Origin of the sequence: Thalassotalea sp. HSM 43 (assembly GCF_004752005.1) — a bacterium.
Lineage (GTDB): Bacteria > Pseudomonadota > Gammaproteobacteria > Enterobacterales > Alteromonadaceae > Thalassotalea_A.
In genome coordinates this window covers 399,956-423,553 of sequence record NZ_CP038493.1, presented here as the reverse complement: position 1 = coordinate 423,553, position 23,598 = coordinate 399,956, and the positions used below count along the sequence as shown (strand labels likewise).

Below are 23,598 nucleotides of genomic sequence, written 5' to 3'. Positions count from 1 at the left end.
AAATTTATCAATTTTAGGGGTGGCAGGGCGCTTAAAAAAGCTTTTGATGCTATTGTCGTAAGGTGCGGTTTTGTGGCGCTATGGCGAACTCACTTGAGCGAAACGGATTGATATCTAGGCCGCCACGACGAGTATAGCGCGCAAATACCGTTAATGATTCCGGTTGGCAAAACTCCATTATATCGGTGTAGATTCGCTCAACACATTGCTCATGAAACTCATTGTGTTGTCTAAATGAAATCAAATAACGTAACAATTGTTCTTTGTCGATTTGCTTGCCGCGATAACTGATATATACGCTGCCCCAGTCCGGTTGATTGGTGATCAAGCAATTGGATTTCAACAGATGGGAAATTAATTGTTCACTAACCACTGCGCCTTTGTCACTGGCATTTGCCAATAATGTGCGGTCAAATTGATAATCATTGATGTCGATATCCAAATCATCAATGCAAACCGCATCAATATCGCTAATGGCCAACGCAGGGCAGTCGTCCACTGCAAACAAAGTCACACTTACCTCGGCATTTGCGGTTTTACTTAGGTCTTTGCCAAGTGTTTGCTCAACGTCTTGCCAACGGGCAAAGCGGCTTTGATTAAAGCTGTTTAAATACAACTTAAATGATTTTGATTCGATCAAATTATCACTGGTACACGGGATGCGAAATTCGGCAACCGCAACCACGGGTTTACCTTTGTTATTTAGCCAAGACAGTTCGTAGCCATACCAAACATCCTCACCTTTAAATGGCAGTTCACCGCTCAGGTTCAAATCATCTCGATTTAACGAACGAGGAACGGCTTGCAATAAATGTGGCGCATAGTCACTGGTGTAGTCGGTGGTTTTACCAAGGACCAATGATTTGAGTTCATCACGATTTGAATATTTTGACATAAGTTAACTTTTTGATGGCAATAAAAACAATGGGTTCGCTATAATACGACTAACAATGTCGTAACCAAAGCTTATTTTAACTCATGAGTCCATTACAAAAAAGCCTTGCCCAGTTCGCCAAGGGCTACGCAGAGTTCCATCAACAAAAAACCGCTAAATTGCCAATCATCGAACATGATGACGATTGGCCGTCTCCATGTGAGCTAGGTGCCATTGATGGTGATGGCTTTATTAGCTGGCAAGCTGTTGATATAGAAGATGAATTAAGCTTTGATAATGTTGAAAAAGCGCTAGAACTAACGCTGCATAACGATATCAAAGAATATTTTATGGCAGTGTATTCAGAAGCGATTCCTTGTCGCTGTGAGCAAGGGGAATTAGAGTTATTGCTGGCCTGGAATGGCAAAGATTTTGAACGACTGCAACAAAATTTGATTGGTCATGTACTAATGAAACGTCGTTTACAACAAGCAGAAACGCTGTTTTTTGCGGTAACCGATCAAGAAGAAATTAACTTGGTAATAAAAAACGATAATGGTGAAGTATGGGCCGAACCTGTCGGCTTAGAGCCGAGCAAGTTCGTTGCGAAAAACCTACAAGAGTTTATTGCTAGCCTGAGCTACAGTCAGCAAGAAGCCGAGCAATAGACTCTTTGCCGAGTCTTGGTTGTTGAGGCCTGAGCATTGAATCTATTGTTCTGAGTCTATAGCCTTGAGAACTTAGCCCTTAGCTCTTAGCTCTTCGCCCTTAGCCCTTAGCTCTTCGCCTTTAACTCGGCAATTTGCTGCTTTAAATCATCAATTTGTTGTTGCAATGGTTGGATGGCACTAGCAATACGTTGCTCAATATCATCGCCCATTGGTTTGGCTTTTGCTGGCGCGGATTGTGGCGTTGCTGACGTTGACTCGCCAAGTTTTGGATTTTTCTGCCAAGTCTGTAAGCCTTTGATAATTAATGCTAATGGCGTACCCGCGGCTACTCGAGCTTTGATTAAGGCAATCGAAGGAGTCTTACCTTGTTTGGCAATCTCGGTACAGGCTTGATATATGTGTTGTTGATTATCCATAGGTCACTGTCTGATGATAAATTCAATAAAGTTGTCAAATTGACAAAATAATAGCGAAATAGACTAACGTTGTCACCTGTAAATTATTTGTTAAAACAACAAAACCTTTTAAAAACAACGGTTTAAAAAGTTGGCAACCTATTTGCTTTGTAATAACTAAATCAAAAAATAATTTTCGACTTAAAAACGAAACATTCAAGAGAGAAATAAAATGAAAAAATCGTTAGCTGCTTTATTACTTGTTGCACCACTGTCTTTAGGTTTATCTGGTTGTATCGTTGTTGCAACCGACGGCGAAGGTGATTTTAGCCACTTGGCGGATCATGAAGAGCGTGAATACGAAAACCGTAAAAAGATTGCTCGCTTACAAGTAGGCATGGAATATAGCGCGACTCAAGATTTACTTGGTGTACCGGATTTCACTGAATTGTATGAAAAAGATGGCGAAAATATTCAAGTATTATTTTATCGCACCAATCGCAAGCATTCAGACAGCATGACTACCAAAGATGAATGTACACCATTGGTGTTTAAAGATGGCAAATTAGCAGCGTGGGGGGAAAGCGCTTATTCAGAAATCTAACGCTGTGTAAATATTCTAAGCGCTTTGACGGGGCCAATGCTGGTAGTAATAGCATTGGCCTTTTCACATCTATCACCTCGAAGTATTAATCTTTAAGTCATTACCTCTAAGTAATTACCTTTAAGTAATAACATCTAAGTAAGCACCTCTAAGTAAGCACCTCGAAGTAAGCATCATCCGAACAGCCTATAAATCATGACTTGGTTAATGGCATTGCATGAATGCGCTTAATTTTATGCCTTTGAGTTATCAACGCAACATACTGTCGAGTACATCGACAATTTCGCTCCAATCTGAATCTTGCTCAATGGCCTGCTCAATAAATCGTGATTGAGACGGCTTCCAAAATGGGGCCTGCGATAGATGCATGTGCTCTGGTACGCCTTTATGACGCTCAATAAATATCTTCATTGACGCATCACTGCTATCCAAACCTAATTGTGCAAACAGGTTTTTTAAATTATGTTGTGATAAATCCATAGCGATCCCCTCAAGGTTCTTACAGCCTATCGCCAAATAAACTGGCAACTATTAGCAGTATAGATAATGTAGAAAAACTGACCAATATTTTGTTTGACTTGCTTTCACCTGACTTGATATGGTGATTTTTCCAACGTTATAAAACGCATGTATCGCACCAAGGTAATCGATAATAAAAATATAATAAGCGCATTACCCAGCTAATACATTGCCAATAATGAAACTATGGGGTAGTCATGAACGACGTACAAGTGAAAACGGATTCTGATGTTAGGGCAGCTTATTTGTCCGCACCAGAGCTTAAGTTAGCCGCTTCTTTGATATATCAGGCATATCACGATGATCCTGTCTTTATCGAGTTGTTTGATACCGGCAGTGGCGATTACGAACAAAAACTACGAGCAGCGATTCGTGAAGAACTGGCGGCGTTTTGGCAGGCCAATCAACCTATCTTGGGGATCTATAAGGGTGAAGCCTTAGTTGGCGTTGCCTGTTTGCATAGCCCAACCGACGGCTTTGGATCCGAGAGATTCTGGCATTGGCGGTTAAAAATGATGCTGTCAGCAGGTTATGTATCGACTAAGCAAATGATCCAAAAAGAGCAACAGATCATTGATGCTGTGCCATTTCAACGTTTTCATATCCTTTCGTTTGCGGCAATTCACCCATTACATCAGCACCACGGCTTTGGCCATTATTTGATGGCGGCGGTTAATGCCACCTTAGAAGACGATAGCAGCAGTGAAGGTGTGGTGATTTACGTTACATCCGATAAATACAAAGCGTTCTTTAAAGAGTGTGATTATAAAACGCTAACGGAAATAACCGTTGGACAAGTTACCGGACCTTTGATGGTGCATTATCGAGAATCCTAATGGCAACCGAACCCAAACAGTACCAAAGCTTTAAAGAGTTTTATCCTTTTTATTTGTCGCAGCATAAAAACCGCACCTGCCGGAAATTACATGTTGCTGGCAGTGCTTTGGTGTTGTTTACCTTAGCTTATGCACTTTTGACCAGCCAATATAAATTGCTGTGGTTGTTGCCAGTCATAGGCTATGGTTTTGCTTGGGTAGGGCATTTCTTTTTTGAGAAGAACAGACCTGCGACCTTCACCTACCCACTTTATAGCTTGATGGGGGATTGGGTCATGTTTTATCAAGAAATAAAATATTACCTAACAGGCCGCAGCCGCTAACCCCTGACTTTTAAGCCTTGATCCTAATTCTAATAGTTAGTCCCTAGTCCCTCATGATTCAGCGTTTAATTGATCGACATATTTTTTGACTGTGCGCCTGTCTATTTGTGTGTGAGTTGCAACCGCATCATAGGTGCCAAGTTGTTGATACAACATCTGACAATAGCGAGCATTTAAGCTCTTCAAATCATGACCGGTATCAGCGAGTTGCGCTAACAAGGTTTCGGTCGGATCTTGTGTATTTAAGCGTATGCGATCGCCATGGTAACTGCCGCGAAGAATAATGCGTCGAATTGCCTGCTCTAGCTCCCGTACATTGCCAGGCCAAGTGTAATTGGGCTTGATGTGTTTGCTCAGTGCATCAAGCACTGTCTGTTCAATACCTTGGTTAGGCTCATGACAAATACGTTTAACCAAGGCTTTGGTTAACAATTGCAGCTCTTTTGGGTGTTCTTGTAATCGCCGCCTAAGTGGCGGAATTTCGATGATGTCAGAGCATAAACGATAGTAAAAATCGTCACGGATTTTACCATCGTATCGCAATTGCGCCAGTGGCTGGTTAGCAGCGGCAATAATGCGACCATGAAACTCTTCTGCTTGTCGGCAACCTACAGGGGTAAAGGTACGTTCTTGCAGCACTTTCAATAATTTGATTTGAATGCTTTCGCTGATATCGCCAATCTCATCTAAAAACAGTAAGCCATTTAATTTGCAACGACTAAACAGTCCTTGGTAATTGTCAAAAGCACCAGTAAATGCACCTTTTTTATGGCCAAACAATTCCGACTCGATCAGATTTTCGGCGTATTGAGATAAGTTGGATTCGACATAAATATCTTGGTAATGATCGCGAAACGACTGACTTTGTTGGTCGTAATGAATATGCCCGGATAGACCTATAGCTTTTGCCGCAGAACCTTTACCTGTGCCGGTTTCGCCAACTAAAAACAGTGAGAAGTCTTCCATTTGGTTCCACAAACTCTGATGATAATTTAAAACATCAAAGGTAAATAGGTTATTCCATAGATTTGCGCGCAGCTTGATCATACAAGGGCTTTGACCAACTAGGCCGTGCAAGATAAATAAGTAGCCGCGTCGGAACTGATATAACAACTCCAGCAATCGCACTGATTCTTTTGGACAAAAACCGCGTTGTTTTAACTGTTCGAGGATTTCTGCACCTTTGCTAAAAGACAAACTGTTTTGTGTCTTTTGTGATTGCACCTCGATATAGGCGTCAAAGTCATCAACAAACTGCAGGTAAATGGTGATAATGAAGGCAAAATACATGACTCGATTTTCCATACCTTCAAAATGCTCGAGCCGTGTCAATTGACGTTGCTCAAGCTTTGCTAAGTGGTCGTTAAGCAGAGGTTGTAGCTTTTTAAAGAAGTGGATTTTGGCGTTTTTTTCCGATTCAGACAGGTATTTTTTCGACACGACGCCATAAAGGATATCACGGTCATCAGAGAACGGATTCGATAACACCGCGCGAATAAGCTTTGAAAAAAACAAATACTCCTGATTGGTTAAATGTTGCATTTAACCTCCTTTTATTGCATTAAAGTGCAATTCCTGATGGGTGAAAGTGTAGTGTACTTAACTGATTTTTACCGCATGGGAGAATTTAAAAAGCCAACATTTACCGACCAATTTTGTATGTGCAATGTGCAAAATTGTTCTGTGCAATACATTTGTAGAATTTCATTAGTGCCTAAAAATGAAATTAAATGGTTAAAAATCAATAGTTTAAATTTTTGGTCAACTATTTGCAATGACTCTAGAACCACACCAAGACAGATCTTAATTCGACATAACCAATGTGTTGAGCAGCGTGAGATCTTTAGGAGGAGTCATGAATAGTTGGCAGGTTTTTAACGTTTGTTTATTGCAATGGCACATAGTAACCCAGTTAGGTTTTAAATATTTCCGCGTCATTGTCAGTGATAAAAATTACGGTAAACCGCAAGCCTACCTGCGATTGCTGGTGTTGATTTTGTTATTTTCTATCGGCTGCTTTATTGAAACTTGTCAAGCTGCACAAGAACAACAAACAGAACCTCAAAACACTGAACAACTAGGCGAGCAATTTAGAAGATGGCAACCTTACGTTGGCTTGAGTATTGGTGAGTGGCAGGTCGACGCAAAAAATTTTGATGAAGATTATGCCATCGAGTATTACTTTGGCATTAAAATCACTAAGCTATTTTCGGTGGAATTAGGCGGTTTCGGCGGTGTTGCGGAAGTTGTCGATGACAATGAATTGTTACTTTATTCGTATACCTTGGCTGGCGCCATCCAATTGCCTGTTTATGAAAATGTCGAATTAGTCGCCAAGGTAGGGGTACATTACTGGGACACAGAACTTAAATTACCGGACTCTTGCCACGATTCGGTATTGTGTATTGATGGTGAAACCATAGAAGAAAACAGTGGTAACGACTCATTCTATAACATCGGTATTAATTGGCGTTATGGTGATGGAAGTAGCATTGGTTTGGCATACAGTCGATATAAATTTGAATATCAAAATGAAGAGATATCTTCGGGTTATACCTCAATACAATTTATGTTTCGATTTTAATGACTTGATTTGTCCGTATCTGCTTTGACGGTTAACAATGTCAGTAGTTACGGAGCATAGGGAAATGTTTGTTATCTTTACCGGGATAAATGGTAAGCGACTAGCGCATCGACATTGACCCAATATACTCCCCATTTAATAAAACAGACTATCGATTAAAAGTCGGATAAAGCTTACATCATGTTAAATATATTTGACATTGATCTCGAGTCCAACTATTCTTACATGGTGTTAAATATATTTGACATCGATTGAAGGGGAAAGAGATATGTCATTTGTTCATAAAAGTGTTTGGGTCCAGTTCCTGATAACCGTGTTTATTGTTTATTTTTACTGTAGTGAATTTGCTAACTTATATTCAACAGAGCAACTTAATGATGACAGCTTTATTTCATTATTATTTTCGACAGCTCTACAGCTGATTATTCTGAATATCGCTGTACATACCATAGTGGCTGCGCTCAGTAATAAGGGCGAAGTTGAACAAGAAAGTGATGAACGAGATGTGTTGATTAGTTTAAAAGGCGGCAATGCTGCTTACAACATGCTAAGTACTTGGGTTGTCATCGTATTAGTTAGTTTATGGGCAACATCATTAGAAAATGCTCGTTATTACTTTGATACCCTAAGTACAGGGTTTAATGTGTTGAATGTATTACTTGTCGGTTTTCTTGTATCAGAAACATTAAAGTTTTCTTACCAGCTATATTACTACCAAAAAGGTGTTTAAGTATGGCTAAAGTATTAACCAACAATATTCGCGTGTTGCGCTTTCATCACAATGAGATGACGCAGCAAGAGTTAGCTAAAGCGGTTAATGTCTCTAGGCAAACCATTGTCGCCATAGAAAAGAGCAAGTATTCGCCGTCTTTAGAGGTGGCTTTTAAAATTGCAGATGTGTTTAGTGTGTCAATTGCCGATGTATTTAGTTATCAAGTGCAAAGTTAAAGAGCAGTCTTCGCTGCTAGTTGCTAGATTGAAAAAATAATTGAGGTTCAAATTTGCCAGACATGAAGGTTTTTGCCTTATGCAGCGATTTTCACAACTCTGCTAATTGCCTTTGCAGCTGTAAGACATATCTTACGTGAGTGTGCGAGAACTCGGCAATTAAACCTTGATTAAGCTTACTTGTAACTCTGAAGCCGTTGTTTTTATTGGGCTTGTTGCTAATAAGCCGTTGGTGAATTTTTAAAAGCTGAGAAAAACACGGGCTAACGCCTTTTGTGATGTAAATGAATTGTTAATATAGACACCTCAAGGACGTAATTTCAGGTTCAAGGTGAACCGGCAAGGATGCATGTTTCAAGTTGTTACCAGTGACGGTGACGAACGGGAAAGTCTATGCCCCAGTGCCAGTTAACTTGTTCACTCGCAAGTGAATGGCCTGACTTTCCGAAAAGGAATTCTGCACGGATGAAATCAAGGAAGTTACATCAAGGATTTGATGTTATGGAATGGGATTTACTCATCACAGGACGTGAAGAATTAACAGGATGTTCGCTGGACGCATAACTTGAAGGAGCACCAATACGGTTGCTCCTTTTTTTTCGACAAATTTTTTACTACTTAGCAATAAAGTCATCAGCAATGTTGGCGTTTTCTGTTCTGCTAAATTTGACAAATGTACAAAGTCTTATCTACGCTTAAATGTTACACGGCTTATATTGTTAAGACAGGATGTTATGCAAAGATACTATTTTGCCTGTGATGACAGGAAATCAATACAATTTGCCATTAAAGAGCTAAAGCAATCAGGCTTTGATCGCAGTCAACTTCATATTGTTTCGAATGATGAAAATCGAGACTTTATGGAATCCTTTATGCCGGCTACCGGTAGCTTTTACAGTACCTTACTGTTTGGCTCTCATTTTCTTTGGTTTGCTATTTTTACCGCTATCGCCATTGCGATATTGGCATTTAGTTTTGGTTTTAAGCTATTTACTTTGTTTTGGTGTATGGCGATACCAATGATCGGTTTTAGCCTATTGAATAGGCAAACGGATTCTTCGTTATTGGAACAACTCAGTGTCAATATTGACTCGGATTTTATTCATCAAAAGTTGGATGACGGCAGCTTTATTTTGCTTATTGAAATGCAACATGTGCAAAAAGAGTCTTTAGATTACGTGTTAAATCGTCACCCAGAACTAAAGTGGGGCGGCTTTCACGAATATATTTATCGCCCTTAATCAAGACTTACACTGTTACTGAAGCCATTACTTAAAGCGTTACTTAAAGCGTTAGTTAAACCTCTACTTTATGTTTTTTCTCACCCCAGCCATAGTAAAAACTCAATGCCGATTTATCTTCAGCATTGACTAACACGCTTGCTTCTGTTTTAAATGGTGGAAAATACAGCTCGGTTATCTGTATTGTTGTATTGCATTGGGCAACGATTTTGATTACTCATTATCAATAGCAAACGAGACCGACATATCGATAAATAGAAAAATAATACGACATGAATTCTGTTTTGCTCATCCAAATTACCGTACTTATCGCTTGTCTAACCTTGGCCATTATATTTTTTATGGCCTGGCGTACTATGGGCAGACAAAAGCATATTTTGTTATTTGCACTCGCCTTTGTGGTGTTATTGCTGCAACGCGCTTTTAATATTTTTCAATTTGTCTTTGATTCTCATACTGTCTATTGGATGATTGTTTGTACCTTATCAGTACAAAGTGTGATTTTAGGCAGCTGGGGGCACATACTGCGTACTCGCTCACGCTTGAATATTCGTTATTTGTTTTATATTTCGTTGGTAGTATTAGCGGCAACGTATCTATTTACCGATGTATTTCCTCATGCCGGTTTAAGTAAATCTTTATACCTTTATTTTAACGTCAGCTTATTGTTTGCCATTGGTGTTGTTATTCTTAAACATCGTGCAAAGCCGCTACCCGCAGAAAAAGGTGCGGCAATTTCTTATTTTCTTATGGCGTTATCGCAAGTTGCCGCTGCTAGCATGGCATTGATGCAAGGTCGCTACACCGATGCCTTTTATTGGAACTGGTATAACATCATAAACTTGGTCACTATGCCGGCGGCGTTTATTGCCATGGGATTGTTTGTGGTATTTATTCTCGCCTCAGATTTATCCGCAAAGATGCGTTTACTGGCAATGACCGATTCATTAGTTGATTGCTATAACCGACGTGGCTTTTACGAGCAGGCGCAGCAAGATTTAATAGCAACAAACGAGCAACAGCAAGTATGTTTATTGTATTTAGATATTGATAATTTTAAAGCCATTAACGATACCCATGGTCACGAAGCGGGTGATATGGTGCTGGTGGATACCATAAAGTTGGTGAAGAAAAACATCAAAGGCAGCGATATTATTGGTCGCCTTGGTGGCGAAGAATTTGTCATATTATTAAAACGCGCCGATAGAGCAAGTGCCCAAGGGGTTGCTGAGCGTCTTAGAGCGGTAATTGCAAGTCAAATGGTTGACTATCACGGTATCATGATAAATGTCACCGCCAGTTTCGGTGTGTTTAATTTTGAACATCAGCCTGAATCCATTGAAACCGCCATCAATCAGGCCGACAAGGCGTTGTATCAAGCCAAAGCAATGGGGCGCAATAAAGTGGTGTTTGCAAGTTGAGGTTAAGCTATTAATCTCGAGCCGCTATTAATATCTTAAGGCGATTAACAATGTATTGGGAAAACCAAGCCCGTTAGGTGAAGCACTAAATGTAAGGGAGAACTACACTAGCCGGGCTTGGCTTAAACTGCTACCGACAGTTCGTCGAACTGTTCGGTTTAATTTGTTTATGATTCTTGAGCAATGAGTCTTGAGCAATGAGTCTTTAGTCATCTGACAGCCACTGTGAGCGGCCAAAATCTGGATTACAGCCATGGCGCAATGGGTAACGTTGCACCAGCATACGTGCGTTATCATGCTTATCTGCGCGGGTTGTTACTACCCATGGTAAATGGAGTGGCGGGTTTCCTTCAGACCGGAAAGTAAAATAACCATGCAGTTCATTTGGTTTTACTGCTGACTCGCGACCGGCTGTAAGCAACGCTTCAGTATCAATTACTGAGCACTGTGATAGCGCGGTTTGGCTGATGTTCATAACCACGTTGATTGCAACCGAGGCGTTTGCTGGGATAGATACCGAGCTCGGGTGCTCAAAACTGAATGCGCTCTTTACATCGTCTGTGGTATGTAATTGATGGCCCACTTGATAGGTTTGCGCTGAGTCGGATAAATTGCGCAAAACGATGCGTTTAGGCAGATGCCCTTGGTTACTCACGTCTTCAAAAGCAAACTGAATAAATGGTTGCTTGCTAGCTAGTTCCATAACCAACAGTGGCGAGGCAATCGCCGCGTTGACATTTTCAACACCTTGGCCATTTGCTAATGCTTTTAGAGGATCCGGTTTGCCTGTACTCAGGGCTTGAGTGGTTGCCGCAGTATTAACAATAAGCGCATTAATTTCCAACGGTTCTAAGTCTGGGTATGTCTGCTTAACAATGTTGGCAGCGACACTCAGTTTATTCAGTTCATTGTTGTTTTCGTTTAGGCTGTTTTTATCTAGGCTTTTTTGAGCTAGGTTATTTTCGGCTAGACTATTCTTTGCTAGATCATTCTTGGCTAGATTATTGTCGGCTAGATTGTTATTTGCGCGCTCAAGCTCAAAATGATCAGCATAGATGACCGAGCCTGTAGAGAATGCAGCGGCAACACAAATTGCTATGGCACTCTTTTTCATTTTCATATCGCTTTCCTTGAGTACATCAACGGCCCCTATATTTTTATTATTATTGCAAGGGGCAATAGGGTTGTACTGCATTAAGGACTAGCGAGGCAAGGCTCTATTCGACAAATTAACATCAAATTAACTGCAATTGCATCATTGAACATTGTCATATTTTGTCAATTTATTTAATAAACAATAACTTATAATGTTTATTTGAATAGCTTGTGGTAACGATTATTGCAATGCAACTGAGACAATATCAGACTCATTGGTGATCTTAAGCGTCGCGACGATGGTATCGTCTTTCGCCGCTGAGATACCAAAGTGCTTACGAATACTGTCCGCAGGGAAGGTCATTAAGATTTCTTCGCGGCCATCTAAATGACGCTTTTTGATCTGATCAGAATCCCAGGTTCGATTAACGTAATAGACGCCGTTATCCTGATAAAAATAGGATGAATGATCATATTGCGCTAACTCATCTGTAAATAAGGTGAATTCTTTAGTCGTTGGTTCATATAGCCATAAACCATCACGGTTAATACGAGAAACGAATAATTGGCCATTGTCGCCTTCTATGGCGTACTGCTCACCGCTATTGGTAATTTGCTCAATATCGCCGGTGCTTAAGGTCAGTTTGTAAATACCAACGTTATCGTTTTTATTGGAGACAAAATATATGGCACTGTCATCTCTTGACCAACTTAAGTTATCAACTTTAAGACCTTTGGTATCAACAGGGTTAAGCTTGTAAGTGTTGGTATCGCCTAAGTAAAGCGCTGGCGTACTGTCTTTTTTAACGATAACGGCAAATTGCTCACCATTGTGAGACACCGCGGGGACTAAACTGTTACCCATACTCTTGGTTACGTTAACGCTACCGGCGTTGCTTTTCTTCCATAAAGACCAATAGCCGCTGCGATTTGACAGAAATAGAATATCTTTTTTGTGAGCAACATAGCGCGCGTACATATCACGAGATGATGACGAGATGCGTTTAATGGTTTTTTGTGACTTCAGATCAATAAGCGCAACATACTCTTTAGAAATATGACTTGAAAAGAGCAGTTTTTTACTGGCCTGATTAAATGATAAATTACTGCCTAAACCAAGGTTACTGATTGCTTTTTGCTCACCAGTCTCAAGATCAATACTCAAATTTGTCAGTCGGCCATCTTCTGAGGTACTGACATATAAGGTGTTTTCTGTCAGATCCCAATCGACATCAATGATGCTGATTTTATTCGACAGAATAACTTGCTCTTGTTGGTTCTCATCTATCAAAATCAAATCACTTAAGCGCACCGCACCTTTGTCACGAATAAACACCATTTGCTTGTTATCAGCAGACCAGTGCGGTGCGTAATCGACCTCATTGGTTTGTGGATTGGTGATTTGTGTGCTCTTCTTTGTTTTTAATTCTAAACTGTGGATCGCCACTTTGGTGCCGTGGTTTTTCGAATAACTGACAAAGTCATTGTTGCCATTACTCCAAGTCAAAACACGTCGATATGGAAAGTAATAACAATCATCAACTAATGCGGTATCTGCATTGGTTAAGAATTTGCGCAAGCGGATTTCACATTGATTATCGCCAGGCGTGCGCACATAGGCTAATAACTGGTCGTCACTGGCCCAAGCCGGTGATGCTTCGTTTACCTGTTGATGGGTGATCAAATTGAGTGGGCTGTCGTCATTGGTCAGATCTTTGACATAGAGCTCACCACCGGAGCCTTCACGACGCCATTGAAATGCCAGATATTGGCCAGTATTTGAAACAGCAGGATGCTCTTCCGTTCCTTCAAAATTAGTAATGCTGTCGTAACTGGTGTAATTGTTAACCGCGACAGTTTGCTCTTTTTGCTCTGACGGCCATAGCACCAATACCACAACCAAGGCGATAAGCGCTAAGCCATTTAAGGCATACAAGCCTTTATTGGTGCTTTTAGGTGCAGCTGGGGCTGCAATAGGTTCGTCGTCAACTTGGCTAACCGGCAGCATTAGCTGATAACCGACTTTTGATAACGTTTGGAAGATGTCTTGCTCGATACCTAAATCTTTAAATGACTTTCGTAACATCCAAGTGGCATTGCGAAATCCGCGCTTACCTACGCCTTCGTTATTATTCCATACCTGTTCAATTGCCAGCTCTGTGCTAACAATATGATTTTCACTTTCTATAAAGAGAATAAGTAATTCATATACTTTGGCGGACAATTTGATTTGTTTATCAGCTAAGCTCAACAACATAGTGTGGCTTTCTAATTTACAATCACCGATAAAGTAAGTCTGGTTTGCACTCATAAGAAAACTGCTAGGCACTTTTTGCTAATTCAAAATTCGGCATCAAATTAACATAAATTAACAAATATTACAGCAGCATAGTCAAATTCTGTGGCTGATCAGAGGAGACTGTTACAAATTCGTTAAGTTTTATCATTGAGCTCTTTAATGAACTTTAACATTGCTTATAAGTAGGTTAGCTCATTGTAAAATGTCAGAGAATTTCTGGTGCTCTATGTCCGTTACTATGAAAAGTATTGTCATTGCGCCAGTTTTATCGCATTAGGTATGCCTGCGTGTCACTTTTGCGTCGTTTAAACTGGCATGAAAGTAGTGATCATTCTCTGTAGCGATAAAACAACGTTTCAACACAGCGCTTTAACGTAATGCGTTGAAATCAATAGCATTAAAGTCAATCACCTCACCGCCGAATTTGTCGCTAAAGGCGATGGCATCTTGTTTTTGACTGAAGCTTGCCAAGGTTTTCCCCATAGCACCTTGTTGACTAGAACCAGCAACATACCATGCCGATTTGGCATCAATAAAGTAACTATCATTTGGTTCATCCCAAGGTACTTTACTCATATCATGAACAAAGATGGCAGTGATGTTGCGGGTGTTTTCTGGGTCGAGATAAAAGCTGAATAGATCGCGAGTAGAGCAAAATTTATGCACCGTTTCTCCTTGGTCACTGCGGTATAATTGACCTTTAGGTCCAGAGTAATCGCTGATTAACATGCCGCATAAGTGACATTCATCACCGCTTTCAATAGCTTGGGCAGTGAGTAACATTTTTTGTTGGTTAGTGTTATCACAAGCGACCAACAGCGAACAGGCTATGAACATGAATAAAGTTAAATATAGTGTTTTCATTACAATGTTTTCTTCTTTAACAGCCAAATAGATAAACTCAGAGGCAAAATAATCCATGCGGCGAGCACCGAAAATAATGATGTTTGTGACATGGTGGAGTTAACCGCCAAAGCGACACTGCCATGTACGTCAGCGCTGTCTAAGCCCGCAAGATTGACCAATCTGAAAATATCCGCTGGATTGAGCATCATCAATTTTGTTAAACCTTGTTGACTGATACCGTGTTCAACACCGACTAAAAATGCCAATAGTGCTAAATCAAAGACTAATGCAAATAAAAACCAAGTAATCAAAGCTAAGCCTGCAGCTTTTGATTTTTCATTGACCGACAAGCTAATCAAATAAGCGATTGCGGTAAAACTCAAGCCAAGTAATACGGCACTGGCAATAAAGATAGCAAAACTATAAAGGATACTGATGTCGCTATGTTGGCTATATAAAATAAATGCACAGCTACCAAAACCAACAAAAATTGCTAGCGCGATTATCGCGCCTTGACCGATGAATTTGCCCAGTAATAATTGTGGCTTGCTCAGCGGATAGGTGAGCAATAGCAACAAAGTGCCGCTTTCTTGTTCGCCTACGAAACTATCGTAGCTTACTAATAACGCTATTAGAGGTACTAAAAACACGGTTAGACTTGCTAAGCTGGCGATGGTTGTTGACAGGGACGCGACTTCAAGGGTTCCTGATACAGCAGAGCCAAAGTAGGTTAAACCAATGGATAAGATGGTGAAAATTGCTGTGATTGAAATCAACCAACGGTTTCTCAATCCATCTTTGAACTCTTTGCTAGCAACCGTAAACATCGACATATTATTTGTGCTCCTGATTGCTTTGATTCGCTAGAGCCGAATAGTGTTGGTATAACTGATCCAGGCTTGCAGATTGCAACGACAAATCGTGCAAGTCGTTATTAGCTAATAGACGTTTCAATACCTCGATCTTTTTATCTTCAGGCACCAGCAGTGTAGCCTCACCATTTTTATTTGTGACTTTGTTTTTGCTGTTATTGTCCCTATGGCATTGCACGTATTGCGCTAATTCAGGGTGGTTATTTAATTGTTGTTGCAAACCAACGGGTTTAATCGTCACCGGTAAATTTGCTTGCTGACGTAATGTTGTTAAGCTGCCAACCGCCTGTACTTTGCCAGCTGATAGTATCATTGCTCTATCGATATGTTGCTCGACGCCTCGTAATACATGTGAGCATAAAATAATACTACTACCTTGTGTTTTCAATTGTTCGACTGTTTGGTAAAACTCGGCTGTGGCAATAGGATCTAAGCCAACTGTTGGTTCATCAAGCAGGAGTAGTTTTGGCTTGCCAATAAACGCTTGAGCTAACCCTAAGCGTTGGCGCATACCTTTTGAATAGGTTTTTACTTTCCGATTCATCGCATGGCTGATGCCAACTTGCTCTAATAAATTTATCGCCATGGATTTATCATAGCCTTTTAATTTGGAGAAGTAGGTGAGTACTTCTAAGCCAGACAATTGCTCATAAAAGCTGACATTTTCTGGCAAATAACCTATTTGTGCTCGAATTGGCCAAGCATCACTTCTATCGGGTTGATTAGACAACACCTTAACTTGACCCTGACAAGGGGAGATAATACCCAAAATAAGCTTCATCATTGTGGTTTTACCAGCGCCATTGTGGCCAAACAAGCCAAGGATTTCGCCTTGATTGAGGATCATGCTAACGTCATCTAAGGCGACTACGCCTTGATAACGTTTAATTATGTTTTTAAGTGAAATCAGTGGCTCATTCATAGTTGTTCTTCTAAGGCTTTGCTGTCAGTTGAGGCTCTGCAGGTGAGCGAGGTGATTGTTCAGGTTTGCTATTAAGTATTCGTTGTGGTTGATGCTTTGAGTGCATTAGTGGGAAGCTGTCTTTAACTCCCGGCGGTTTTAGTACCGGAAATTGTTTTTGTACCCAGCGCAAAATAACAACTGCCGGGCTGTCCATCAACATTTTCATCTCAGGGTATTGCCATACCAATTTATCAATACCGTCATTTGGCTCAAAAATAACATCGCCAATGTTGTCATTATTAATATCCCAACCAAGGTAGTTGCTCCAGTAATTGCCTTGCCCGTCTTTGCTCCATTCTTGTTTTTTGTTCGATACGTATTTCACCTGTGTCGGATTATTAATAAAGCTGTTGCTGTACACCTCGGTGTGCTCAGAGCCGGCGGTAAGATGTATGCCTATTTCAGTGGTGTCTATTAGGTTGTCAGCAATAGTGTTATAGGCTGAGTTATAGACAAAAAGACCTTTGCCATCTCGACCTAGTACTTTGTTTTCAGGCTTGGTCCAGACGTTGACGATTTGGTTGTCGGAGATGGTAGAGTAGGTGATGAAATTTAATAAAAAGCCGTAATCTTCGCTATCTTGGGTGCGGTTACCCATAACGGTTAAGTGACGTGAACTCATCAGCGCATATCCTGCACGGGTATTGAAGGCAAAGTTATTGAGTACTTTATTGCTATGCGAATACATATAATGGATACCATAACGCAGATTGTGCATGGTGTTGTGTTCTAGGACATTATCTTGACTGGAGATAATATATAACCCATCTCGTGTTTTGGAGATATTGTTTCCCTTCACGCGAGCTTTTTTTACATTGGACAGTTGTATACCGTTGCCTCTATCAGCCGAACGCAATGTGTCGTTACCTATAACCGTATTATCTTCGACCGTTATCTGCTCAATGTTTTGCAGCCACATGCCAAAACCATCACCTTGTAAGTAATTATTCTTAATCGTGATAGTGTGATTTTTTTGATCTGCGTAAATGCCTGCATTTTGCTCGGTTAAATCATCGCCCCAGTTAATGATCCTGAGATTTTCAAGATGAATATTACTATGTTGTAAGTGCAGAGCGTGCCCTTGTCCTCTGGCATCGATGACGCTGCCACTTACAGTCCTAGTACTATTAGCATCAGGGGCGCCTATAAGGGTAATGGCCTTATTAATAATAAAATTACCGCTATAAGTCGCTTTGCTCAATAAGACAATATCGCCATCCTTAGTTTGATCAAGGATGCTTTGTAGATTATCTTTTGGCAGCACATGCCATTGCTGAGCCCACACGTCAGTGACAGCGAGACCAGTAATGATAATCAGCAAAAGAATGCGACAACAGTAAAGCAAAGAATTCTCTCTTTATTTATTATTATTTAAACAAGTATAACCCCTATGCGGCTCATATTGTCGAGCCGCATGAGGGGATGATTACGCTTGAACCAACATACGACCGCGCATTTCCATATGCAACGCATGACAGAACCAGTTACAGTAGTACCACTGCACGCCAGGCTTGTCGGCGACAAATGTGATAGAGGCTGTCGCTTGCGGACCAATCTCCATTTGTACGCCGTGATTGGTCATACAAAACCCATGGGTAACATCTTCTACTTGATCCAAGTTGGTGACGACAACGGTGACTTCATCCCCCAATTTTACTTTAAATTCGGTCATACCAAAGTTAGGAGCTACGGAGGTCATATAGACTCGAACTTTTTTACCATCACGAATGACTTTATTATCGGTCATCACATTAACGCCGTCTTTTTCTGCCATGGCTATAGTATCGGCAAAAATTGGATCATCGCGGGTCCACAGTTTCTTCGGCTTCAATTTACTGCGGTGGACAATGATACAGTCATGGGGCTCAGCGTATGTTGGGCCATCGTGCACCAGCTTCATTTCATCGCCAGAGATATCAATCAATTGATCGTTTTCAGCGCGCAATGGACCGACCGGTAAAAATCTGTCTTTAGAGAATTTACAAAGCGACACCAACCATTTGCCATCTGCGTCACGAGTTTCACCCTGTGAGGTATGGTTATGACCTGGTTGGTAATGAACATCGAGTTTTTGGCGAATATAATTTACTTTCTCACCGTTGTGGGCAGCAATCGCGTCATCAACATTCCATTTGGCGATTTGGCTATCGAGGAATAACGTCGTATAGGCATTGCCTTTGTTATCAAAGGCGGTATGCAATGGACCTAGGCCTAATTCTGGTTCGGCAATTATGGCATCACGAGGTTTGATTTTGTCGGCAAATAAATCATCTAGTTTTGCTATAGCAATAACCGATACGGTAGGGGATAGCTTACCGTTGGCGACAAAATACTTACCATCTGACGAGGTGTTTAGGCCATGCGGTGATTTTGGAACTGGAATATATCGCGTTAAGTCAGAGCCTTTGCGGCCATCAAGAACCGGTACATCGTTGCCGTTATAGGTTTTAAAGTTGCCGGCTTTAACGGCCGCTTCACAACGGGCTAAATTGAAGATCACCACATGATCACGTTCAGCGGTGATCATCTCACCTAAGTTCATACCCATTTCTGAGTTATAACAGGTTGAAGCGAAATATTTACCATCGTAATCGGCATCGGTGTTATCTAGATTGCCGTCTACCATTACTTGAAAGGCTACTTCCATTTTTTCCGCATCAACGACATTAAATAAAGAGCGATAGGTACTGACATCTTCTAACGATTCCTTACCGTCATTATTCATCGGTATTTCATATTCGCCATTACAAATAACGTATTTTGTGTAAGGTACTTTTTGCACGCGCAAACCGTGAATGGCATGAGCGTTAGGAATCGACAACATTTTGTCGGTTTTCATCACATCACAACGGATACGAGCAACACGAGTATTGGCTTTGTCATTTATAAACACATATTTACCGTCGTAGCTACCGTCTTGCATACTCATATGCGGATGATGCGAATCACCTGCCATAATATGTGCACTGTCACCCTTTATGCGTTTACTTTCATTGGTCGTACCCCAACCGGTTGCACTGTCGGTATTGAATACTGGGATGCGCATTAACTCGCGCATTGAAGGAATACCTAGAATTCTTACTTCACCTGAATGCCCACCACTCCAGAAACCATAATACTCATCCAGATCACCAGGGTGAACAAAAGGACTGTTTTTTGCTTCGGCTGCTTGCGCTGTTGCCATATTGGCGAACATTGCCGCTGTCATCGGTGCAGCCAGAGCGCCTGCGCCTATCGCCGCGGTTTTACCAAAAAACTTACGTCTGTCTTTGCTTTCTATTGCGTCACTTTTGAGGTCTTTTTCGTTATTGCTCATAGTCTTCTCCATTAAGGATTATGAATTTGTTTGTACTGCGTCATGGTTTTAGCTCACTTCAACCGCCGCTATTGGCTTGCCGAAATCTTTTTGTTTTTTTCGGGCCATTTTCTTAAGTGGCGGGCATTTTTGTTCATTAAAATAGGTTACTTGGCAATCGAGACAATAATGGCATTCGCGCATATTGATATGGCCGTCAGGGTGGATGGCTTGGATTTCACATTCCTTGGCGCACGTTTTACAAGGTTGGCCACATTCCTTGCGGCGTTTTAACCAATCGAATAACCTCAGGCTATTACCTGTAGAAAGGGCTGCACCAAGTGGGCATAGGTATCGGCAAAACATTTTCCGAGAAAATACGTTGACCAATAACAGAAACAACGCCCACAGTATAAAAGGCAGTTCGCGATCAAACTTTAATAAAAAGGTGGTTTTAAAGGGCTCTATTTCGGCAAATTGCTCGGCTAGTCCTAGCGAGTCAAAGGACAGGCCAAATAAGCCAAGCAAGATCAAATATTTGATTGCCCATAAGCGCTCATGCACTGCAAATGGCAATTCATACTGCGGTACTTTAAAGTAACGAGCACAAACATTGATTAATTCCTGTAAGGCGCCAAATGGGCACAGCCAACCGCAATAAACGGCACGCCCCCATAACAACACCGTAACCGCGGCGGCGCTCCAAAGAATAAAGATTACCGGGTCTAATAAAAATAAGTCCCATGAGAAGTCACTCATAAACGCTTGCAAGAAGGTAAAGACATTGACGACCGATAGTTGGCCACCCCATGACCAGCCGATGAACACTACAGTGACGACTAAAAAACCGTGTCGGAAGTTATGCATGAATGTTGGATGTCGCACCAAAATATCTTGAAAAAATAGGGTTGCCAATAAAATCAGCATTAAAACCAGTAAGGCGATGACTTCAACATTTTTCTCGTACCATACTTGTTCTATTAAAGTCCGTTCTGGCTCTGGTTCAATAACCGGAGGTCTTTCAACGTATTGATCTAAGGTATGGTAATCCCCTTTAAAACTGGTAAATAAGCTGTCGACTGCACCCAGTTGCCGGCGCACTAGCAACTCTAACTGCCAATCGACTCCAGGGTTAAATTCAAAATGCTCGCGAACAATGAACAGGTCCATTTCTTTAAACTGCGGTGCACCTGAAATGTAAATGTCGGTGATGCGATGATGATCAAGGTCGCGAAAAGAAATAGCATTGTCGTTTTGTAAAATTTGAATGCGGTCAAAGATACCACCACGTACATAGCCAGAACCTTTAAAAGAATAGCCGTTACCTAATAAAATAATGGCGTGCTCACTAGGCTTTAGCGTTGACATAAGCCAAGTGTATTCACTTTCGCCCAGTAAGTTTTTACCAACATTTGGCAAGTTTGCTTGAGCGAAAAAAATCTGCGTGAACATATCGCCTTTTTGTTCAGCGCTTGCCTCGTCTATATGTTCGGCCTCGGTGCCAGCAAACGCTTTATCAACGGTTGCTCGGTCTAAATACAAAGAGCGAATCGAACCGTCACCGACCAAGGTTTGCCAGTCAGATTGTTGATATACGTCGTCTAAAATGGTTGCCATCGGCACTATGACTTGAGAGCTGGCACTGATGATGCCTAAGTGTCGAGTCAGTTTGGTTGCCGAGCGAGTTATAGCGACATTCATCACCATTACTGTGACCGTTGCCCCAGATAGGCCATCGAGATGAATCATATTTTCGCTTTGGTTACCGCCAACTTTGAGGCGATCAGTGACTTTTAGGCCGCTGTATTGATCCACAAAGGAATGCAGTTTACTTTCCGGGATACCGGCGAGAATGATCGGTTCGTGATGCTCGAGTACTTTAGTCGCCAGATAGTTACCGTCTTTATCGATGGCTACCAACATATTCACCGGCTCGCCAGAATAGGCTGGTATTTTATTGATGTCATTAGTTTCAAAAGCGTAGCCAATGATTTCCCCATTATCTTCAATAACCCAATGAGGGACCTCTCCTGATTTACCTTTGATGGTGGCGGTCTCTGGAAATATTTGCTGGATTAGAGGCAGCGGTTCTTTTGGCGGGCTAACAAAAACGGCATAGCTAGGGGTAAAAACTACAAAAGTTAGCAAACAAGCTATGAATAGTTGTGCAAACAGGTATTTCGCATGCCTCAAAGTGACCATTACATATAACCCCAATTTGTTGGTGTTTATATATGGTTAATGCGTAAATGGCCCTGTTAACCATATATTAACAATTTATATTAGTCGCTTATTTGGAAAACGGCTTGATTTAAATCAACATTAATTGAAAAGAAGTACTTAAAAATAAACAAGATTTGTACTAATGACGGGCTTTGGTTTAGTTAAACCTTAACCTAATTAAAGATAAGGCAAGAAAACAACGCAAGCTTGCTATATAGAGTGTTAGGACGCTTTATCATATAAATAAATAGTGTTTGATGTCAGAATTGAACTGCCAGATGACTTTGCTTCTGATTACAATCAGTAGGGCAGTTGTTAATCTTTCAGATCAAAAAAGCCCAGCTAATGCTGGGCTTTATCGTATAAATGGTGCCGACTCGATTCGGGCATCCTGCTTCATTCTACCTCCTGCATCCATGCAGTCGTCGATTCGGGCATCCTGCTTCATTCTACCTCCTGCATCCATGCAGTCGTCGATTCGGGCATCCTGCTTCATTCTACCTCCTGCATCCATGCAGTCGTCGATTCGGGCATCCTGCTTCATTCTACCTCCTGCATCCATGCAGTCGTCGGTTCGGGCATCCTGCTTCATTCTACCTCCAGCATCCATGCAGTCGTCGATTCGGGCATCCTGCTTCATTCTACCTCCTGCATCCATGCAGTCGTCGATTCGGGCATCCTGCTTCATTCTACCTCCAGCATCCATGCAGTCGTACCGGAGCAAGTTCCGTTGTCAAACGCTCAAATACAAAAAAGCCCTAACATTTCTGCTAGGGCTTTATCGTATAAATGGTGCTTGATGTCAGAGTTGAACTGCCAGATGACTTAGCTACTGATTACAATCAGTAGGGCAGTTATGAATCTTTAAGATAAAAAAAGCCCCAGCTAATGCTGAGGCTTAGTATGAATGGTGCCGACTGCCGGAGTCGAACTGGCGACCTACTGATTACAAGTCAGTTGCTCTACCAACTGAGCTAAGTCGGCACACAAAACTGTGTGCGATACATAATTGTATCTTGGCACCGAATTAACAAACTTAATCATTAACTCAAAATATGGTGCCCAGAGGCGGAATCGAACCACCGACACGGGGATTTTCAATCCCCTGCTCTACCGACTGAGCTATCTGGGCAAATCTCGGTTTTAACTTTAAATCCCTGAGGATTTTCAATGCAACTCCAAACTGCTCTACCGACTGAGCTATCTGGGCAAATCTCGGTTTTAACTTTAAATCCCTGAGGATTTTCAATGCAACTCCAAACTGCTCTACCGACTGAGCTATCTGGGCAAATCTCGGTTTTAACTTTAAATCCCTGAGGATTTTCAATGCAACTCCAAACTGCTCTACCGACTGAGCTATCTGGGCAAATCTCGGTTTTAACTTTAAATCCCAGAGGATTTTCAATGCAACTCCAAATTGCTCTACCGACTGAGCTATCTGGATGTGTCTTGAAGACGGGCGCTATTAAACTGTTTTTCTTTTCTCTCGTCAACCATTTTTTTGCAAAAAAATTTCAATTGCAGAAAAATAGCGCAAATATTACATTTTATCGCCAATTCGCGACGTAAAATTACCGGAATAAGCGGT

At 41.3% G+C, this 23,598-nt stretch carries 22 protein-coding genes and 2 tRNA genes; 9 read left to right on the top strand and 15 right to left on the bottom strand.

What is annotated here, in order from left to right:
- Window positions 1-49 precede the first annotated feature (49 nt).
- Complete coding sequence (gene queF, locus E2K93_RS01920) at window positions 50-895, bottom strand: NADPH-dependent 7-cyano-7-deazaguanine reductase QueF (protein ID WP_135437465.1); 846 nt, start codon at window positions 893-895, stop codon at window positions 50-52.
- A gap of 83 nt (window positions 896-978) precedes the next feature.
- Between queF and syd the strand changes: the two genes are divergently transcribed.
- Window positions 979-1,542 (top strand): SecY-interacting protein, encoded by a 564-nt coding sequence (gene syd / locus E2K93_RS01915; RefSeq protein WP_135437464.1) that lies wholly within the window; start codon window positions 979-981, stop codon window positions 1,540-1,542.
- 107 nt (window positions 1,543-1,649) lie between these two features.
- Here syd and E2K93_RS01910 read toward each other — a convergent pair whose 3' ends face one another.
- A complete protein-coding gene (locus E2K93_RS01910; RefSeq protein ID WP_135437463.1) occupies window positions 1,650-1,961 on the bottom strand; it encodes a hypothetical protein in 312 nt (103 codons plus the stop codon).
- A 211-nt stretch (window positions 1,962-2,172) separates the two neighbouring features.
- On the opposite strand from E2K93_RS01910, the gene E2K93_RS01905 reads away from it, so the two are divergent.
- Entirely contained in the window at window positions 2,173-2,544 is a 372-nt protein-coding gene (locus tag E2K93_RS01905; protein WP_135437462.1) for a DUF3192 domain-containing protein, read from the top strand.
- A gap of 249 nt (window positions 2,545-2,793) precedes the next feature.
- Here the strand turns inward: E2K93_RS01905 and E2K93_RS01900 are convergent, their stop codons facing one another.
- Entirely contained in the window at window positions 2,794-3,024 is a 231-nt protein-coding gene (locus E2K93_RS01900) for a DUF2789 domain-containing protein (protein ID WP_135437461.1), read from the bottom strand.
- A gap of 236 nt (window positions 3,025-3,260) precedes the next feature.
- On the opposite strand from E2K93_RS01900, the gene E2K93_RS01895 reads away from it, so the two are divergent.
- The gene (locus E2K93_RS01895) at window positions 3,261-3,899 is read left to right on the top strand and encodes a GNAT family N-acetyltransferase (protein WP_135437460.1); all 639 of its coding nucleotides are present in this window, start codon (window positions 3,261-3,263) and stop codon (window positions 3,897-3,899) included.
- The gene (locus E2K93_RS01890) at window positions 3,899-4,222 is read left to right on the top strand and encodes a DUF962 domain-containing protein (protein ID WP_135437459.1); all 324 of its coding nucleotides are present in this window, start codon (window positions 3,899-3,901) and stop codon (window positions 4,220-4,222) included. The genes E2K93_RS01895 and E2K93_RS01890 overlap by 1 nt, the downstream gene beginning before the upstream one ends.
- Window positions 4,223-4,273: 51 nt before the next feature.
- On the opposite strand, the gene E2K93_RS01885 is transcribed toward E2K93_RS01890, so the two are convergent.
- Window positions 4,274-5,764: a sigma-54-dependent transcriptional regulator gene (locus E2K93_RS01885; protein WP_135437458.1), complete on the bottom strand. Its 1,491-nt coding sequence runs from the start codon at window positions 5,762-5,764 to the stop codon at window positions 4,274-4,276.
- Between the two features lie 313 nt (window positions 5,765-6,077).
- Between E2K93_RS01885 and E2K93_RS01880 the strand changes: the two genes are divergently transcribed.
- The 5 genes from E2K93_RS01880 (at window position 6,078) to E2K93_RS01860 (ending at window position 10,416) form a co-directional block, all read left to right on the top strand.
- Complete coding sequence (locus E2K93_RS01880) at window positions 6,078-6,806, top strand: outer membrane beta-barrel protein (RefSeq protein WP_135437457.1); 729 nt, start codon at window positions 6,078-6,080, stop codon at window positions 6,804-6,806.
- Between the two features lie 268 nt (window positions 6,807-7,074).
- Window positions 7,075-7,536, top strand: coding sequence for a hypothetical protein (locus tag E2K93_RS01875; RefSeq protein WP_135437456.1), 462 nt, complete (start codon window positions 7,075-7,077; stop codon window positions 7,534-7,536).
- Window positions 7,537-7,538: 2 nt separating this feature from the next.
- Window positions 7,539-7,754 (top strand): helix-turn-helix transcriptional regulator, encoded by a 216-nt coding sequence (locus E2K93_RS01870; protein ID WP_135437455.1) that lies wholly within the window; start codon window positions 7,539-7,541, stop codon window positions 7,752-7,754.
- Window positions 7,755-8,488: 734 nt separating this feature from the next.
- Window positions 8,489-8,995: a hypothetical protein gene (locus E2K93_RS01865; RefSeq protein ID WP_135437454.1), complete on the top strand. Its 507-nt coding sequence runs from the start codon at window positions 8,489-8,491 to the stop codon at window positions 8,993-8,995.
- Between the two features lie 272 nt (window positions 8,996-9,267).
- Window positions 9,268-10,416, top strand: coding sequence for a GGDEF domain-containing protein (locus tag E2K93_RS01860; RefSeq protein ID WP_135437453.1), 1,149 nt, complete (start codon window positions 9,268-9,270; stop codon window positions 10,414-10,416).
- A gap of 205 nt (window positions 10,417-10,621) precedes the next feature.
- On the opposite strand, the gene E2K93_RS01855 is transcribed toward E2K93_RS01860, so the two are convergent.
- From E2K93_RS01855 to E2K93_RS01805, 11 genes are all read right to left on the bottom strand, one after another.
- Window positions 10,622-11,536: a hypothetical protein gene (locus E2K93_RS01855; protein WP_135437452.1), complete on the bottom strand. Its 915-nt coding sequence runs from the start codon at window positions 11,534-11,536 to the stop codon at window positions 10,622-10,624.
- A 216-nt stretch (window positions 11,537-11,752) separates the two neighbouring features.
- Window positions 11,753-13,822 carry a winged helix-turn-helix domain-containing protein gene (locus E2K93_RS01850; RefSeq protein ID WP_135437451.1) on the bottom strand — a complete coding sequence of 690 codons (2,070 nt, stop codon included), beginning with the start codon at window positions 13,820-13,822 and terminating at the stop codon, window positions 11,753-11,755.
- Between the two features lie 357 nt (window positions 13,823-14,179).
- Window positions 14,180-14,674 carry a nitrous oxide reductase accessory protein NosL gene (locus E2K93_RS01845; protein ID WP_135437450.1) on the bottom strand — a complete coding sequence of 165 codons (495 nt, stop codon included), beginning with the start codon at window positions 14,672-14,674 and terminating at the stop codon, window positions 14,180-14,182.
- On the bottom strand, window positions 14,674-15,489 hold the full coding sequence (locus E2K93_RS01840) for an ABC transporter permease (RefSeq protein WP_135437449.1): 816 nt from the start codon (window positions 15,487-15,489) through the stop codon (window positions 14,674-14,676). Before E2K93_RS01840 ends, E2K93_RS01845 begins: the two co-directional genes overlap by 1 nt.
- Before the next feature lies 1 nt (window position 15,490).
- On the bottom strand, window positions 15,491-16,450 hold the full coding sequence (locus tag E2K93_RS01835) for an ABC transporter ATP-binding protein (protein ID WP_135437448.1): 960 nt from the start codon (window positions 16,448-16,450) through the stop codon (window positions 15,491-15,493).
- A 10-nt stretch (window positions 16,451-16,460) separates the two neighbouring features.
- Complete coding sequence (locus E2K93_RS01830; RefSeq protein ID WP_416316100.1) at window positions 16,461-17,837, bottom strand: nitrous oxide reductase family maturation protein NosD; 1,377 nt, start codon at window positions 17,835-17,837, stop codon at window positions 16,461-16,463.
- Window positions 17,838-17,918: 81 nt separating this feature from the next.
- Window positions 17,919-19,808 (bottom strand): TAT-dependent nitrous-oxide reductase, encoded by a 1,890-nt coding sequence (nosZ, locus tag E2K93_RS01825; RefSeq protein WP_135437447.1) that lies wholly within the window; start codon window positions 19,806-19,808, stop codon window positions 17,919-17,921.
- A 48-nt stretch (window positions 19,809-19,856) separates the two neighbouring features.
- Window positions 19,857-21,989, bottom strand: a complete 2,133-nt coding sequence (gene nosR / locus E2K93_RS01820) for a transcriptional regulator NosR (protein WP_135437446.1) — start codon at window positions 21,987-21,989, stop codon at window positions 19,857-19,859.
- Between the two features lie 376 nt (window positions 21,990-22,365).
- Window positions 22,366-22,698, bottom strand: a complete 333-nt coding sequence (locus E2K93_RS17735) for a hypothetical protein (protein ID WP_228445443.1) — start codon at window positions 22,696-22,698, stop codon at window positions 22,366-22,368.
- A 220-nt stretch (window positions 22,699-22,918) separates the two neighbouring features.
- A tRNA-Thr gene (locus E2K93_RS01810) sits at window positions 22,919-22,994 on the bottom strand.
- A 72-nt stretch (window positions 22,995-23,066) separates the two neighbouring features.
- A tRNA-Phe gene (locus E2K93_RS01805) sits at window positions 23,067-23,142 on the bottom strand.
- Window positions 23,143-23,598: the final 456 nt, after the last annotated feature.

Coding starts and splice junctions, on each gene's coding strand:
- syd (WP_135437464.1), top strand. CDS start 979: ATGAGTCCATTACAAAAAAGCCTTGCCCAGTTCGCCAAGGGCTACGCA.
- E2K93_RS01865 (WP_135437454.1), top strand. CDS start 8,489: ATGCAAAGATACTATTTTGCCTGTGATGACAGGAAATCAATACAATTT.
- E2K93_RS01905 (WP_135437462.1), top strand. CDS start 2,173: ATGAAAAAATCGTTAGCTGCTTTATTACTTGTTGCACCACTGTCTTTA.
- E2K93_RS01870 (WP_135437455.1), top strand. CDS start 7,539: ATGGCTAAAGTATTAACCAACAATATTCGCGTGTTGCGCTTTCATCAC.
- E2K93_RS01850 (WP_135437451.1), bottom strand. CDS start 13,822: ATGAGTGCAAACCAGACTTACTTTATCGGTGATTGTAAATTAGAAAGC.
- E2K93_RS17735 (WP_228445443.1), bottom strand. CDS start 22,698: ATGAAGCAGGATGCCCGAATCGACGACTGCATGGATGCAGGAGGTAGA.
- queF (WP_135437465.1), bottom strand. CDS start 895: ATGTCAAAATATTCAAATCGTGATGAACTCAAATCATTGGTCCTTGGT.
- E2K93_RS01845 (WP_135437450.1), bottom strand. CDS start 14,674: ATGAAAACACTATATTTAACTTTATTCATGTTCATAGCCTGTTCGCTG.
- E2K93_RS01835 (WP_135437448.1), bottom strand. CDS start 16,450: ATGAATGAGCCACTGATTTCACTTAAAAACATAATTAAACGTTATCAA.
- E2K93_RS01895 (WP_135437460.1), top strand. CDS start 3,261: ATGAACGACGTACAAGTGAAAACGGATTCTGATGTTAGGGCAGCTTAT.
- E2K93_RS01880 (WP_135437457.1), top strand. CDS start 6,078: ATGAATAGTTGGCAGGTTTTTAACGTTTGTTTATTGCAATGGCACATA.
- E2K93_RS01840 (WP_135437449.1), bottom strand. CDS start 15,489: ATGTCGATGTTTACGGTTGCTAGCAAAGAGTTCAAAGATGGATTGAGA.
- E2K93_RS01860 (WP_135437453.1), top strand. CDS start 9,268: ATGAATTCTGTTTTGCTCATCCAAATTACCGTACTTATCGCTTGTCTA.
- E2K93_RS01855 (WP_135437452.1), bottom strand. CDS start 11,536: ATGAAAATGAAAAAGAGTGCCATAGCAATTTGTGTTGCCGCTGCATTC.
- E2K93_RS01885 (WP_135437458.1), bottom strand. CDS start 5,764: ATGCAACATTTAACCAATCAGGAGTATTTGTTTTTTTCAAAGCTTATT.
- nosR (WP_135437446.1), bottom strand. CDS start 21,989: ATGGTCACTTTGAGGCATGCGAAATACCTGTTTGCACAACTATTCATA.
- E2K93_RS01890 (WP_135437459.1), top strand. CDS start 3,899: ATGGCAACCGAACCCAAACAGTACCAAAGCTTTAAAGAGTTTTATCCT.
- E2K93_RS01900 (WP_135437461.1), bottom strand. CDS start 3,024: ATGGATTTATCACAACATAATTTAAAAAACCTGTTTGCACAATTAGGT.
- E2K93_RS01875 (WP_135437456.1), top strand. CDS start 7,075: ATGTCATTTGTTCATAAAAGTGTTTGGGTCCAGTTCCTGATAACCGTG.
- nosZ (WP_135437447.1), bottom strand. CDS start 19,808: ATGAGCAATAACGAAAAAGACCTCAAAAGTGACGCAATAGAAAGCAAA.
- E2K93_RS01910 (WP_135437463.1), bottom strand. CDS start 1,961: ATGGATAATCAACAACACATATATCAAGCCTGTACCGAGATTGCCAAA.